The organism is Paraburkholderia elongata (assembly GCF_013177735.1).
Taxonomy (GTDB): domain Bacteria; phylum Pseudomonadota; class Gammaproteobacteria; order Burkholderiales; family Burkholderiaceae; genus Paraburkholderia; species Paraburkholderia elongata.
The window spans coordinates 150,787-164,427 of the sequence record NZ_WOEZ01000210.1 but is presented as its reverse complement, the minus strand read 5'-3'; the positions used below and the strand labels follow the sequence as shown (position 1 = coordinate 164,427).

The window sequence follows — 13,641 nt, the reverse complement described above, 5'->3', positions numbered from 1 at the left end:
GTGCTGCGTATCGACATGCACGTTCATGACCCGTGCTCCGAAGGGTTGAGAACGAAATCGTAGTCGAGCGTATAAAACGGGGTGTCCATCGCAGTGCCGTCCGGCGCGACACCCGGCGAATGCTTGATCCAGTCAACGATCAAAGTTGAGCGGACGCCGAATACGGCGTCTGAGTCGAGGTACTTGTCCCCGTTCCGGAACACGTGTGTAATCAACGGCTCATACCCTGGCGCCTTGATCCAGAAGTGCAGGTGGGCTGGGCGCCACGGATGGCGTCCGAGCGCATCGAGCATTCGGCCAACCGGTCCGTCGTGCGGAATGGGATAAGCCTCGGCGAGAATCGAGCGGAAATGAAAGAGTCCGTCAGGCAGCGTCTGCAAACGACCACGGGCTTGATACTCTACCTTTGCTTCCAGAGGGTCTCCATACTGTACGTCGTAAAACCCATCTTCATCGGATTGCCAGACTTCGATTGCTGCCCCGGCTACAGGTTCTCCCGAAAGACCCCGAACGCTGCCGGTAACAAAGCAGGGGAGGCCTGCTGCACCGTTGGAAATATCGTCACCGTTCGCGTATTCGGGGGCGCCTGAAACAAAGAAGGGGCCAAGAACGGTTGCTTCCGTGCATTCGACCGGCTTGCGGTTGTTCTGTGTCGTAACCAGCATCGACAGACCGAGCGTATCCGACAGGAGTACGAACTCCTGACGTTTTTGATCAGTGATATGACCAACGTCGGTGAGAAAGTTAATTGCATACAGCCATTCACTCTCGGTCAGTTTCACGTCTCTTGCGAACGAATGCAAATGCTGGACGAGGCTCGTCATCACAGTGCGCAGCCTGTCGTTGGTACAGCCGGTCATCGCCGCGAGCACCGCTTGCGTGATGGTGTCTTCGTTGATATTGCGCATGGTCTTTCCTTGAACTCCGCGTTGCTGACCTCACCCCTTAGATGGGGTCTCTGCCTACTGTAACGACGTTCTTCGAGGAAAAATATGCGCTATAGTGAAAACATATTTCCAGTGAGCGGAAAAGTCGTCACATGGATCGCTACACGCAAATGGAGTTCTTCGTGCTGACGGCGGACCTCGGCAGCCTGTCCCTGGCGGCGGAACGGCTTGGCATGTCAAACGCTGCGGCGAGCCGTATGTTGAGCGCACTCGAAGACCGGTTGGGAGCGCGGCTCATCGAGCGGACCACTCGCCGACTATGGCTAACGGATGCAGGGCGCGAGTATCAGCGTCGCTGCGTGTCAATCCTTGCTGACCTTGCTGAAGCGGATACCGCAGTCAGCGACATGTCCCAGAGGCCAAGGGGCGTTTTGCGTGTGACAAGTTCGGTATCGTTCGCGGCGTTGCACATCGCACCCTGGCTGCCGGAATTCAATCAACGCTATCCTGAGCTCGTTGTCCAGATAACGGCGGCGAACCGTTACCCGAATTTCATCGAGGCGGGCATCGATGTCGCGATCCGCACGCGCGAACACGAGGGCGACTCGGGCATTACCGTGCGGCGGCTCGCGCATACGCGCCGCGTGCTGGCCGCGTCGCCCGCCTATCTGGCGCAGCACGGCGTGCCGGAGACGCCGGAAGACATCGCACAGCATAATTTGCTTGTCTATAGCTACGCGGTGAACCCGTATCTGTTGCAATTGAAGCGAGGCCGGGAACGACGCAACATTCCGGTCAGCGCGGCGCTGGAGTCGAACGAAGGGCAGGTCATTTGCGCAGCGGGTCGCGCCGGACTGGGGATCGTCATTCAGCCGCTGTACATCGTGCACGACGATATCGTTGCAGGCCGCCTGATTCCGCTGTTGTGCGACTGGGAGTTGCCGCCTCTGACGATAAACCTCGCATATCAGAGCCGGCGGAACCAGCCTGCGAAAATTCGCGTGTTTGCGGATGCATTGAGCGAGCATGTCAGGAAACAGGATCTGGAAGCTCGCTGGAACACAGTGCCGAAGAATGCCTTCAGCGCACGCACTTTGCAGATAAACCAGGCCCCATGATTCCGCACGAACAAACTGACCGCTTGAGCGAGGTTAAGGCAGATCGTCAAGCGCGCCTGCGTTCTCGTACAACCTGAGCAGCATGGAGCGCAACACCTTGACGTCGCCTGCGGTAAAGCCAGAGAGAACCACCGACTCGTGGCGCTTTGCGACAGGGACGATGCGCAGAGCAAGCTCTTCTCCCCTTTCCGTTAGAACAACCCTGATCGACCGTCCATCTGTCTCGCTCCTCTCTCGTCGCACCAACTCCTGCCCCTCGAGACGATCAATGATCCTGGAGAGAGCCGAGATATCTGATGATGCATGGAGAGACAGTTCAGACAAAGTCTGGCCCGGAACATACAGAAGCGAGGCACAGACCCGCCACTCGCTGAGGTTCAGGCCAAACGGTTTAAGTGCCTTCGAGAACGCGTTTCCCATTCGGCTGGTGGCACGTGCCATCAGGAAGGGAACCGCTTTTTCCAGTTCTTCTGGTCGCTTGGGAGTGTTCACGATCGTCGCCAAAATTGAGGGTTTACGTGAGTTTATGTGCTTGAAAATTCAATTATATTCTATTTCTTGGTAATTGAATAATCAAATAATATATCACCCCAGTGAACCTATGCGGCACGATATGTGACGATTAGCACCTGTTCATGGTCGAATCCCGCATCGAACCGCAGGCCGGAAATGTCAGCGGGTACTCGACCCACGCGGTGCTGTGCCGGCTTGCGAACGAACGAGCCGCTCCCGCACGATCTCAGCTAATTGCCACGAAGCAAGCGCCGTGCATCCAAACACCACCTCACGCATTCTCTTCACCAACGCTAACGAAAGCGCGGCGTCGCGATCGACACCGAACATCTGGGCGAGCAACACAACCGCTGCATCCTGCACCCCAAGCCCAGCGGGAATGAAAAAAGCCGCATGCCGGACCGCCTGGGTAATCGCCTCTATCGCGAGCGCGCCGCTCAACGAAACGGGATGCCCAAGCATGGCAAGCGCCCAGTAAGTCTCGAGCGCCCCCAATGCGTAGCCGGCAAACTGCCACAGGAAACTGCGCAGCAACAAGCCGCCGCGCGACATCAACGCGTCGATCTCCAGGTCGAGCTGCTTTCCGTCGATGCTCCGCAACAGCGGATGCGCGTGGCCCAGTAAGCCCGCTGCCCAGCGCTCAATCGCCTGAAAAATGCCGCCGCGGCGCGCGACCACGATCGCCATGACCGGCAGGGGAATGGATAGCAGAAACGCCACGCCGATGCTCCGTAATGCATCGACCTGCTGTGCCGATACGACGATCAGCACAATCCCCAGCGCGGAAAACGCATACTGGACAGCCATCGTCACCAGTACCTCGACGATTACCGACGCGCTCAAGCTGCAGGTGTCGGGGACGCGCCATCGCGCCAGCCGGATGCCGACAATTTCGCCGCCAATGCTCGCAACCGGCATCAAACGGCTCACGGCCTCACGCACGGTGGCGACCCACCATAGAAACCAGAGCGGCGCCCGCTTGTCGAGCAGAAGCCGCCACGCATGAGCGTCGAGCAATAACGGCAACGCATGCAGCGGCACGAGCCATAGCAGGACAAACCCGGCCCTTCCAATCACATGTATCACGTCGCCGACGCCACTCTGCAAAGCGAGGACGAGCAGCCCCCCAATGCCGATCGGCAACCCAGCCCATTTGAGCCACTTCATGCCGTTTGCAAACGTTCGGTGGACAAGTCGGCGAAACCGCCGCGCACGGCGCCCGCGGCGTCGAGTGCCGCGGCGACACGCGGGGACAGCAGCGCGGCGAGTTCGTCCGCATGCCGGTATGCCTGCATTCCCGCCGTGAGCGCGCCGTCTCCCGGCGAGGCAGGGTGGCAGTAGATTTCGCCGACGCCGGCAGGTAGGCGAGCTATCGCGTCAAGCAGCGTGTTCTCATCCATCTGTCCCGTGCGGGCAATCCCAACTACGTAGTCGTTATGCGCAATGTTGGCCCGATCGAGCCGTGCGCGCATCTGCGCAACCCAAGGTTTGAGCCACACAGGCGTGTCGGCCTCGCAAGGCAGGCGCATCGCCCGCATGCCGTACTCTTTGCCGATCTTCAGAATCAGCGAGAGCACCGTCGGGTGCATGTGAAAGTGCTTGTGCGTATTGACGTGATCGAGCGGCAAACCGGTTCGCGCGAAAGCATCGAATTGTGCGCGGATTTCCATCGCGAGTTGCGCGCGTACGTGCGGCAAAAAGAAGAAGCGGAATCCGTCACGCACCATGTTGTCGCCGAAGCGTCCCTGGGCGTCGACCAGCGCCGGAATCGCGGCGCGCGGCAGTGTTGCCGCGCCGTCCGCCAGCACCAGATGCAGGCCGACCCGCAGGCCGGGAAGATTCCGCGCCCGCTGAACGGCATCTTGTACGGCGGGCGCGCCGACCATCAGGCTTGCCGCGGTCAGCACACCGTGCCTGCACGCAAGCTCGACGGCTTCGTTGACACGCCGATGCAGACCGAAGTCGTCAGCCGTGATGATCAGCCGGCGCTGCGGGTGCGAATGCTGCTGCGCGCGGTCACCGGATGCGCTCTCCATCACGCTTGGTGCGCGCGCAGGAAGCGGAAGAATTCGACGCCTTCCCGCAGACGCCGTTTCATCATGTCCCAGCTCGTGAGCATCTCACGCAGAATTTCCCAGATCTTCGACGGACGGAAATAGAAGCGCTTGTAGAAGTTTTCGAGCTGGTGGTAAATCTCGTCGCGCGACAGATGCGGATAGCCGATCGCCGCGAGCTGCACCCCTGACTTGCTGACGAGGTTGATGACCTTGTTCTCTTCCAGCCAGCCGTTCTCGACCGCCTGGTTGTAGAGCGTCGTGCCGGGGTACGGCGCGGCGAGCGACACCTGGATCGTATGCGGATTGATTTCTTTCGCGTACTCGATGGTCTTCTTGATCGTGTCCTGCGTCTCGCCGGGCAGCCCAAGAATGAAGGTGCCGTGAATCTTGATGCCCAGCTTGCGGCAATCTTCGCTGAAACGGCGCGCGATGTCGGTGCGCAGGCCCTTCTTGATGTTCAGCAGAATCTGGTCGTCGCCGGACTCGTAGCCCACCAGCAGCAGGCGCAGGCCGTTTTCCTTCATGATCTTCAGCGTCGCGTACGGCACGTTCGCCTTTGCGTTGCATGACCACGTCACACCCAGCTTGCCGAGACCACGGGCGATCTCTTCGACGCGCGGCTTGAAGTCGGTGAAGGTGTCGTCGTCGAACATGATCTCCTTGACTTCAGGCATGTTGTCGCGAATCCACTTCACTTCTTCCAGCACGTTCTCGACCGAACGCGTGCGGTAGCGATGCCCGCCCACCGTTTGCGGCCACAGGCAGAACGTGCATTTCGAGCGGCAGCCCCGGCCCGTGTAGATCGACACGTACGGGTGCTTCAGGTAGCCGATGAAATAGTTGTTGATCGTCAGATCGCGCTTGTACACCGGCGCCACGAACGGCAGCTCGTCCATGTTCTCGAGAATCGGGCGCGCTTCGTTGTGCTCGATCGAACCGTCGGCGGCGCGATAGCTCAGGCCCTTGATCCCGGCGAACGGCTTGCCCTCGGCGACTTCCTGGCAGGTGAAGTCGAATTCTTCACGGCAGACGAAATCGATCGCCTCGCTGGCGGTCAGCGAATTGTGCGGATCGACCGCGACCTTCGCGCCGACCATGCCGATCAGCACCGCAGGCTTGCGCTTCTTCAGGTCTTCGGCAAACAGGGCGTCGGTGGGAAAGGACGGCGTGCTAGTGTGGATGATCACCTGGTCGTATTGCTGGGCGATATCGAGCGATGCGTCGACGGACAGACCGTCGGCGGGGGCGTCGAGTACGCGGCTATCGGGGATGAGCGCGGCGGGCTGCGCGAGCCACGTCGGATACCAGAACGAGCGCACTTCACGCTTGGCCTGATAGCGCGACCCCGCGCCACCGTCGAAGCCGTCGTACGACGGCGCCTGCAAAAATAGTGTTTTCATGAATGTTCTGTCTAGCAGGTTAAATCTGATGATTGATCGTGCGAATGATGCCCTACGGAATCGATTCGTGCTGGGCGGGTACTCAAGTGCTTATTTGCCATCGGAGGCTTTCATGATCCCCGGGCGTGGCTGCGCAACGCGATTGTCCACGGGCACGCGCTCGCCACGCCATACCACATTCGAACCGAATGCAGCGGCGAACCATTGAACGGCCAGCAAGATGTCGCGCAGCGGCACAAGCGGAAGATCGCGCCAGAAAGAGCGTGAGTGACGCGCGCTACGCGCGTGCAGCGTCACGCGCGCAATGAGACCGACGATCGTGGTGAGCGCCATCGTCGTAGCCGCGAACGGATGCACGATGGCGCCCGAGTCCGCCTGGAAATGCAGCGCGAGCAGTGCGCCCGCGAGCAGCCACGGTGTAGTGAAGGTTATAAAGAGGCTCGCGAAACCGGGCCGGTTCACTGACCGGATAGTGCGCAACCAACGCGTTTCGCGTTGCCACAACGTTGCGAAGGTAGGTTCGATAACATCGGTGGCCACCGTCACCTCCGAGAGAACCGTGCGAAGACCTAGAGCGCGGACATGTTCGGCAAGCCAATAGTCGTCCGCGAGGGAGTCCTTGATCGCAGCAAACCCGCCGATACGGGCGAGTGTCGCGCAACTCAGCACCAACGTCGCGCCAAATCCAAAGCGGCGCGAGCCCCCGGCGTGCGCAACACGTACCGAGGGCGCGAACCATTCATTGATGAAAAGCGCGCCGACGCGCGGCCAGAAGCCGCCGACACCCTGTGCACGATAAAGGCAGGTGACAACCCCTACCGACGGATCAGCAAGCGGGGCTGAAACCGTCTTCAGGTAGTCTGGTTCGACAGCGATGTCGCTATCGGCGATCACAATGATGTCATGCCGCGCCAGACCAGCCATGTTGATCAGATTACTGACCTTAAGGTTGCTGCCATGCACGCTTGCATTGACCGCAAGCGCTATATCGACGTGCGGATAGGCCGCCTGCAAACGCCGAACGATGGCAATCGCCGGATCGCGGGGCGACGACACACCAAACAGCAGTTGAAAGCACGGATGTGTCTGCTCACAAAACGTGGCGAGATTTTCATACAGCCGAGGCTCAGCGCCGCGCAGCGGTTTTAGCACGCTGACGGCGGGAACCGGTCGAGACACGCCAATGGGCGCGTCGCCGCTTCGCTCCGAGCCAAAGACAGGCGTGGCTAAAGCAGCAAAAACGCCATAAATCACGGCAAAACAACACACAGTCATCAGCACCCATTGGCAAGCCCACAGCAAATGGGCCGTCATCGTGTACTGCTCCTGGCCGCCCGCTGTGCATCTGACGGCAAGCGACTCACGCAATTGTCACAAGAAACGCAAGTCCGCATGGTCCTTAACTTTCCTTTGCATATCCTTTCCACTCCACGCTTTCCGCTTCAAGTCGCGGCTACGGGCGATCTCATTCAAGCACTGCGGGGTTTGAAACCAGGCAGACGGAATTGAAAGCCTGAAGAGCGCTGCCGAGGTTAGATTGTTCCTCTTTCTGCAAATCTGGAAAATTGTAGCGAAAAGCGGGAAAGTGCGCTTACAAACTGGCCGATGATCGTTTCCATGGGATCGCCGATACTTGCCGGGATCGCTTGTGCCTGATGCGTTTTGTATTTGTGAAGTCGATCTGTAGTCGAGAAGTATCGGCAAATCTGAGCGCTGCGTTACAGATTACGCCGCGGCCTTTCTATCAGTTTCGCCGGCAATTTCAAGCCTGTCCCGCTCGGCCTCCGGCACCGAACGGGCGGGGCGATGCACGTCGTGTGTTACGAACCCCTGCTCGCGACTCGGCACATCGAACCAGTCCCGATGAGAGAAGGAGGCGCGAATGTCTTCAAGCCCGCTTTCCCAGTGCTCCTTCATCGTGTCGACGCTGAATTCGTAGTCCTTGTAGTGCCCCTCATAGGGCTTGTTCTTGTAGATCAGATGGACCACGTTGATCGCGCTGCCGTTGGCGACGCATTGGGCGTGACGAAACATCGGGTTCGATTTAATCAGCGCGGACGGAACATGCTGCAGGAGTTCCTTGATGAAGCGAGCGTGCTTCTGCCGTTCCGCCAGCATGCTCGTGATTGCGCGCGAACGGCTCGAGTACTGGATGTCCTTGGCGCGCTCGGAGACATCGAGGAAGTCGCCGGGAACGTTCCCTCGCGCGCTCCACAGGTCAACCTGGAAGACCAGCGTATCCTTGTTTTCCGCATCGCGAAGCACCTCGGTGAGCGGCGTGTTCGAAACGAGGCCGCCGTCCCAGTAGTACTCGCCGTCGATCTCGACTGCCGGAAAGCCCGGCGGCAGTGCCCCCGAAGCCGTGAAATGCTCCGGCTCGAGACGCATCTTCGTGTTGTCGAAGTAGCACAGATTGCCTGTCCGCACGTTGACGGCACCTACCGAGACGCGGATATCGCCGTCGTTGATGCGATCGAAGTCCGCGAATTTCAGCAGCGTCGCTTTCAGCGCGGCCGTATCGTAATAGCTCACCGCGCTCGGGCTTCGCCTGCCGAGACCTGCCACGGGCAACGGAAAGCGCGGCGCGAAGAAGCCCGGCTGCCCCTCGGTGAGCGCCCGGCCGGCTGCCCACATGCTCGCCCACTTGCGCGCCAGATCGTGCATGCCGAGTCCGGGCAGCGCCCATGAGCCGATGCTGCCTGCCCAGTCGAGTGGATGGCAGATCGAGTCCCAGAAGCCGCGTAGCGCATCGACGCGGTTCTCGGGCGCGTTGCCGGCGATGATCGCGGTGTTCAGCGCGCCGATCGAGACGCCTGCGATCCGTTGCGGCTGTACACCCGCTTCGACCAGACCTTCGACCACACCGGCCTGATAGGAGCCGAGTGCACCGCCGCCCTGAAGCACCAGCGCAATTTCGTCGTAGTGCGGCAGCACAAACGCTTCCGACTGCCCGTTTATTCTCTTTGGATCGCTGCGCATACGTGGCCTCTCAGTGCATGGACCAGCCGTGGCTGACGATGATCGACTGCCCGGTGAGGGCGGCCGACTCGAAGCCCGCGAGGAACGCAACCGTATTCGCGACGTCTTCGACCGTCGTGAATTCGCCGTCGACCGTTTCCTTCAGCATCACGTTCTTCACCACGTCGGCTTCGGAGATGCCGAGTGCTTTGGCCTGCTCGGGAATCTGCTTGTCGACGAGCGGTGTGCGAACGAAGCCCGGACATACGACGTTTGCGCGAACCCCGCGCGGTCCACCTTCCTTCGCGACCACGCGCGCGAGTCCGAGCAGCCCGTGCTTGGCGGTCACGTACGCCGACTTCAGCTTTGATGCCTCATGCGAGTGCACCGAACCCATGTACACGATCGAACCGCCGCGCCCGGCCGCGTACATGTGCCTGATCGCCGCCCGGGTCGTGAGGAATGCGCCATCCAGGTGGATTGCGAGCATTTTCTTCCAGTCTGCGAATGCATATTCTTCAATTGGATTGACAATCTGGATGCCGGCGTTCGACACCAGCACATCGATACCGCCGAACTCTTCGACCACGCGCTCGATGCCGCGGTTGACCGCATCTTCGTTCGTCACGTCCATTGCGACCGCCAGCGCCTTTCCGCCTGCTTCGATGATGCTCGACGCGACCTTCTGCGCATTCTCCAGATTCAGATCGGCGATGACGACGGCTGCGCCGAGGCTCGCGAGCTTGCGTGCGCATTGCTCGCCAATACCGCTTGCCGCGCCGGTGACGACGGCGACTTTGTTGTTCAATGACATAAATGTTCCTTCCTGGCAGGGCTTAAAGATTGGCTGCGAGCTTCATCGTATCGACGGACGCCAGATAGTCGAACGCGACTTCGCCGATATCCAGTGTGAGGTTGGCGATCACGTGCCGTGCGCCCACCACGCGTTTGACAGGCAGATCGGCGATCGGCGCGAGCGCATGCGGATGCAGGTCAAGCGCCGCCGGACCGCCCCATGCGCCGAGCACCATAACGTCTCGCAGGTAGAAGCGCACCAGTTCACAGATGCGGGCGGAGCCATCGACGTGCGGAATCACCTTCAGCAGGTAATTCGGTGTGTCCGCAAGCTTCTTTCGTTCAGTTTCGATATCGAGCGTCTGGTGCTTGTAGCCCATCGTGCCGGTTGCGATGCGCTGCGTGCCATAGTCGAGCGTGCCGAGCAGCGTGTCGTTGCCGTCGATGGTCAGGCGCGGCCGCGCAAGTTTTTTCGGAAAACCCCAAATCTCTCTGCCACCGGCAATGGGACCCTCGTCATCGAGGTACATCGAATGCGTGTAGTTGCCTAGCCTGCCTTGCGGGTCGCGCACGGAAATAACCTGTCCGCTCTCCGTGTAGTCGCCGAATCCGGACGAGTCTGGCATCCGAATGAATTCGTAATGCACGAGAGCGTTTTCTGGCCGCAACGGCTCCGGCACGACCGCGCGCAGCGCATCGGAGTCCGTCTCGTACGAAATGATGAAGTACTCGCGATTGAGGAAGCGAAACGGCGGTCGCGGGTACGCAGGATTGTGAACGGGCATCGCGAAAGCGGATTGGCGGATTGAGGCAAGGTCCATGACGCTCCTTCAGGCATTGAGGTGTATTCGGAACCCGCAAATGGTAATGGCAAACAACGGACCATATACGCTCCCTCTGCACAACGGATTGTTTCCGTAAGTGCAACATTCATACGGGAACCAAAGTGCAATGCCCTTGCCTGTGGCGCTGTTACGTTGGCGCGGCGATCGTCTTGCCGCCTGGCATCGCTTAACTGAGCTCGACAGCGGTCGGCCACGCTTGCCACGAATCGGCGGAATGGCGTCGATCAGAAGCAGCAGTTGCGTGACGTCATGGCGGTTGGCACCGGTCAGGATCAACGCGAGCGTCTAGCGGTTTGCGCCCGGGATACCGGGGCCGCCGAGGTTTTGGCGGTGGCAGCAACGGCTGGATCAGTGTCCGTAATTCGTCGTCGAGTATCGGTTTAAGGGAATTGCTTTTTCAGTTCTTCTGGTCGCTTTGGATTGTTCAAGATCGTCAATCGGCAGAGGGTTTACACGGGGTACATATACTTGAAAAATCAAGTACAGTCTGACGCATGTATTTGAAAAATCAAGTATCGTACTACCCGAGACAAACCCATGTGACGCCCCTCATCTTCCTTTTGCAGATGAGGTTGCGACGAGTTGAATTGGAGCAGATCAATGAGAAACAAGATTGCGCTTGAAGAACACTTTGCGATAGACCTCACTATCGAGCAGTCGAAAATTTATGCGCCTGCCGCTGTTTGGGAAATGCTGAAGTCCAATCTGATGGACATTGAGCAGCAGCGACTCGAGCGCATGGAGCAGGGCGGAACCGAGTATTCGATCCTGTCGCTCAACTCGCCTGGTATCCAGGGCATCCCGAATGTAAAGGAAGCCATTGATGTTGCGAGGCGGGCCAATGATGTCCTCGCTGAACATGTTGCCCGTCATCCGTCTCGCCTGGGTGGATTCGCCGCGTTGCCAATGCAGGACCCCGAAGCGGCGGCACGTGAACTCGAGCGCACCGTGAAGGATTTCGGATTCCATGGCTTCATGGTGAATGGATTTTCCCAGGTGGGCGATGCGGAAAATGTCGTGTACTACGACGCTCCGCAGTACGCCGATTTCTGGGCGAGCGCGGCGGCACTCGGCAAACCTTTCTATATGCATCCTCGGGATCCGTTGCCATCCCGTGAACCGATCTATGACGGTTTTCCATGGCTGACCGCAGCGACCTGGGCGTTCGCGGTCGAAACGAGTATTCACGCACTGAGACTGATGACGTCAGGTCTCTTCGACCACCATCCCGGGTTGCAGATGATTCTTGGCCATCTCGGCGAGGGGATTCCGTTCAACGTCTGGCGTGTCGACCACATTCTCCAAAAGGCGCCACGAGGACTGCCCTGCAAGCGCAGCGTGGGCGAATATCTCAGGGAGAACGTCTACGTCACGACGAGCGGGAATTTCAGAACGCAGACGCTTCTGTCCACGATGCTGGAGGTTGGCAGTGACCGAATCATGTACTCGGTCGACTACCCGTTCGAAACGCATGACGAGGCGTCCCAGTGGTTCGACACATGCTCGATCAGCGAAACTGATCGCGTGAAGATTGGACGCGAGAATGCCCGGCGTCTATTCGAGCTTGAATGATACGGGGATAGGGAGAAATCTGATGTCCGTAACTGAATTGGCACCAGCAGACGTGTGGCGTAACAAAATCTTTAGCGGCGGGTGGAAAACCGGAGGCGCGGGTACGATCCCGGTGACCGAGAAGGCGACCGGTGCGGAAATGGGATCGATTGGTTGCGCGTCGGCTGCCGACGTGTCGGCCGCCGCCGCGATCGCGGCGGATGCGCAACGCGCCTGGGCCGCGACACCGGGGCCTCAGCGAGGGGATGTTTTGCGCGAGGTCGCTCGTTTGTTGGAGGTTCACAAAGAGGAGATCGCTCTTCAGATTGTCCGCGAGAGCGGGTCGATACGGCCGAAGGGGCAGCTGGAAGTGAAATTGGCGATACGCGAGATTCTCGAAGGTGCGGCGCTAGGCAGCCAGCCATCCGGGGCGATCACGGCAAGCGACGTGAAGGGGCGGCATAGCGTAGCGCGCAGAATTCCGATGGGCGTGGTCGGCGTCATTACTCCGTGGAATTCCCCGTTCATCCTGGCGGCGCGAGCCATCGCACCGGCGCTGGCCACCGGCAACGCAGTGCTACTCAAGCCCGATCCTCAAACGCCGGTCTGCGGCGGTGTCCTGTATGCGCGGCTATTCGAGGCTGCGGGTCTGCCCGAGGGGCTGTTCCACGTGCTTCCCGGTGGTGCGGAAACCGGTGACGTGCTGGTCCGGGATCCTCTTGTCAACATGATCAGCTTCACGGGATCCACGCGGGTTGGGCAGGCGATCGGCGCCGTAGCGGGCGGCTTGCTCAAGCGAGCGAGCCTCGAGCTCGGCGGCAAGAATCCCTACATCGTGCTTGACGACGTCGATGTCGAAGCTGCGGCGAGCGCTGGGGCGTGGGGATCGTTTTTGCATCAGGGGCAAGTCTGCATGTCCGCAGGCCGGCATCTCGTTCATGAAAGCATTGCTGACGCATACATTGAAAGCCTCGTGCGGCGCGCCAAGGCGCTATCGGTTGGCGACCCTTTCAAAGGCGATTTCCATCTTGGTCCCATCATCAATGAACGGCAGGCCGCAAACGTCGATCGCATCGTAGCGGACTCGGCAAGCAAGGGCGCGAAGATTCTCGCCGGTGGGTCCCGCGACGGGCTGTTTTATAAACCGACCGTCATGGTAGACGTCGCGCCGGGAATGCCTGCGTTCGAGGAAGAGATCTTCGGTCCCGTCGCCGCAGTGACCGTGTTCAAGAACGATGACGAAGCGGTTTCGTTGGCCAATCAGAACCAGTACGGCCTGGTTGCGGCAGTGGCTTCTTCCGATTTGCGCCGAGCCCGGCGGATCGCGGACCGACTGCACGCCGGCATCATCCACATCAATGATCAGACGGTCAATCACGAGGTGTTTGGTCCGATGGGCGGTCTGGGTTTGTCCGGCAACGGGCATAACTACAGCACCCTGACCAACGCGGACCAGTTCACCGAATGGCAGTGGGTGACGAGCCGCGACGATCTTCCGGCTTATCCGTTCTAGATCA

12 protein-coding genes and 2 pseudogenes are annotated in these 13,641 nt (G+C 59.7%); 3 read left to right on the top strand and 11 right to left on the bottom strand.

The annotated features are described in order from the left end of the window. Positions 1 to 23: 23 nt before the first annotated feature. On the bottom strand, positions 24 to 908 hold the full coding sequence (locus tag GNZ13_RS37905; protein ID WP_172174543.1) for an intradiol ring-cleavage dioxygenase: 885 nt from the start codon (positions 906 to 908) through the stop codon (positions 24 to 26). Between the two features lie 131 nt (positions 909 to 1,039). Here GNZ13_RS37905 and GNZ13_RS37900 point away from each other — a divergent pair, with 131 nt between their 5' ends. After that, positions 1,040 to 2,005 (top strand): LysR family transcriptional regulator, encoded by a 966-nt coding sequence (locus GNZ13_RS37900; RefSeq protein ID WP_172174538.1) that lies wholly within the window; start codon positions 1,040 to 1,042, stop codon positions 2,003 to 2,005. Between the two features lie 33 nt (positions 2,006 to 2,038). Here the strand turns inward: GNZ13_RS37900 and GNZ13_RS37895 are convergent, their stop codons facing one another. From GNZ13_RS37895 to GNZ13_RS54445, 10 genes and pseudogenes are all read right to left on the bottom strand, one after another. Next, a complete protein-coding gene (locus GNZ13_RS37895; protein WP_328807356.1) occupies positions 2,039 to 2,497 on the bottom strand; it encodes a MarR family winged helix-turn-helix transcriptional regulator in 459 nt (152 codons plus the stop codon). 180 nt (positions 2,498 to 2,677) lie between these two features. Further along, positions 2,678 to 3,685: a lysylphosphatidylglycerol synthase domain-containing protein gene (locus GNZ13_RS37890; protein WP_172174535.1), complete on the bottom strand. Its 1,008-nt coding sequence runs from the start codon at positions 3,683 to 3,685 to the stop codon at positions 2,678 to 2,680. Further along, complete coding sequence (gene hpnK, locus GNZ13_RS37885; protein WP_172174532.1) at positions 3,682 to 4,554, bottom strand: hopanoid biosynthesis-associated protein HpnK; 873 nt, start codon at positions 4,552 to 4,554, stop codon at positions 3,682 to 3,684. The genes GNZ13_RS37890 and hpnK overlap by 4 nt, the downstream gene beginning before the upstream one ends. Beyond that, a complete protein-coding gene (hpnJ, locus tag GNZ13_RS37880; protein ID WP_172174529.1) occupies positions 4,554 to 5,975 on the bottom strand; it encodes a hopanoid biosynthesis associated radical SAM protein HpnJ in 1,422 nt (473 codons plus the stop codon). Before hpnJ ends, hpnK begins: the two co-directional genes overlap by 1 nt. Positions 5,976 to 6,065: 90 nt before the next feature. Continuing rightward, positions 6,066 to 7,289, bottom strand: coding sequence for a bacteriohopanetetrol glucosamine biosynthesis glycosyltransferase HpnI (gene hpnI / locus GNZ13_RS37875; protein WP_172174526.1), 1,224 nt, complete (start codon positions 7,287 to 7,289; stop codon positions 6,066 to 6,068). A 411-nt stretch (positions 7,290 to 7,700) separates the two neighbouring features. After that, entirely contained in the window at positions 7,701 to 8,954 is a 1,254-nt protein-coding gene (locus tag GNZ13_RS37870) for a DUF3734 domain-containing protein (RefSeq protein ID WP_172174523.1), read from the bottom strand. A 10-nt stretch (positions 8,955 to 8,964) separates the two neighbouring features. After that, positions 8,965 to 9,747, bottom strand: coding sequence for a 3-hydroxybutyrate dehydrogenase (locus tag GNZ13_RS37865; RefSeq protein ID WP_172174520.1), 783 nt, complete (start codon positions 9,745 to 9,747; stop codon positions 8,965 to 8,967). A gap of 22 nt (positions 9,748 to 9,769) precedes the next feature. Continuing rightward, positions 9,770 to 10,549: an acetoacetate decarboxylase gene (locus GNZ13_RS37860; RefSeq protein ID WP_172174517.1), complete on the bottom strand. Its 780-nt coding sequence runs from the start codon at positions 10,547 to 10,549 to the stop codon at positions 9,770 to 9,772. Positions 10,550 to 10,752: 203 nt separating this feature from the next. Next, positions 10,753 to 10,855 (bottom strand): annotated as a pseudogene (locus tag GNZ13_RS53005) (IS5/IS1182 family transposase); the annotation flags it as partial. Next, a pseudogene (locus tag GNZ13_RS54445) lies at positions 10,851 to 10,949 on the bottom strand (IS5/IS1182 family transposase); the annotation flags it as partial. The pseudogenes GNZ13_RS54445 and GNZ13_RS53005, both read right to left, overlap by 5 nt. 224 nt (positions 10,950 to 11,173) lie before the next feature. Between GNZ13_RS54445 and GNZ13_RS37850 the strand changes: the two are divergent. Both GNZ13_RS37850 and GNZ13_RS37845 read left to right on the top strand, forming a co-directional pair. Next, a complete protein-coding gene (locus tag GNZ13_RS37850; RefSeq protein ID WP_172174514.1) occupies positions 11,174 to 12,145 on the top strand; it encodes an amidohydrolase family protein in 972 nt (323 codons plus the stop codon). 22 nt (positions 12,146 to 12,167) lie between these two features. After that, entirely contained in the window at positions 12,168 to 13,637 is a 1,470-nt protein-coding gene (locus tag GNZ13_RS37845) for an aldehyde dehydrogenase family protein (protein WP_172174511.1), read from the top strand. Positions 13,638 to 13,641 lie beyond the last annotated feature (4 nt).

Excerpts from the sequence above, each read along its gene's own strand:
- GNZ13_RS37905 (WP_172174543.1), bottom strand. The coding sequence starts at position 908 with ATGCGCAATATCAACGAAGACACCATCACGCAAGCGGTGCTCGCGGCG.
- GNZ13_RS37900 (WP_172174538.1), top strand. The coding sequence starts at position 1,040 with ATGGATCGCTACACGCAAATGGAGTTCTTCGTGCTGACGGCGGACCTC.
- GNZ13_RS37890 (WP_172174535.1), bottom strand. The coding sequence starts at position 3,685 with ATGAAGTGGCTCAAATGGGCTGGGTTGCCGATCGGCATTGGGGGGCTG.
- hpnK (WP_172174532.1), bottom strand. The coding sequence starts at position 4,554 with ATGGAGAGCGCATCCGGTGACCGCGCGCAGCAGCATTCGCACCCGCAG.
- hpnJ (WP_172174529.1), bottom strand. The coding sequence starts at position 5,975 with ATGAAAACACTATTTTTGCAGGCGCCGTCGTACGACGGCTTCGACGGT.
- hpnI (WP_172174526.1), bottom strand. The coding sequence starts at position 7,289 with ATGACGGCCCATTTGCTGTGGGCTTGCCAATGGGTGCTGATGACTGTG.
- GNZ13_RS37870 (WP_172174523.1), bottom strand. The coding sequence starts at position 8,954 with ATGCGCAGCGATCCAAAGAGAATAAACGGGCAGTCGGAAGCGTTTGTG.
- GNZ13_RS37865 (WP_172174520.1), bottom strand. The coding sequence starts at position 9,747 with ATGTCATTGAACAACAAAGTCGCCGTCGTCACCGGCGCGGCAAGCGGT.
- GNZ13_RS37860 (WP_172174517.1), bottom strand. The coding sequence starts at position 10,549 with ATGGACCTTGCCTCAATCCGCCAATCCGCTTTCGCGATGCCCGTTCAC.
- GNZ13_RS37850 (WP_172174514.1), top strand. The coding sequence starts at position 11,174 with ATGAGAAACAAGATTGCGCTTGAAGAACACTTTGCGATAGACCTCACT.
- GNZ13_RS37845 (WP_172174511.1), top strand. The coding sequence starts at position 12,168 with ATGTCCGTAACTGAATTGGCACCAGCAGACGTGTGGCGTAACAAAATC.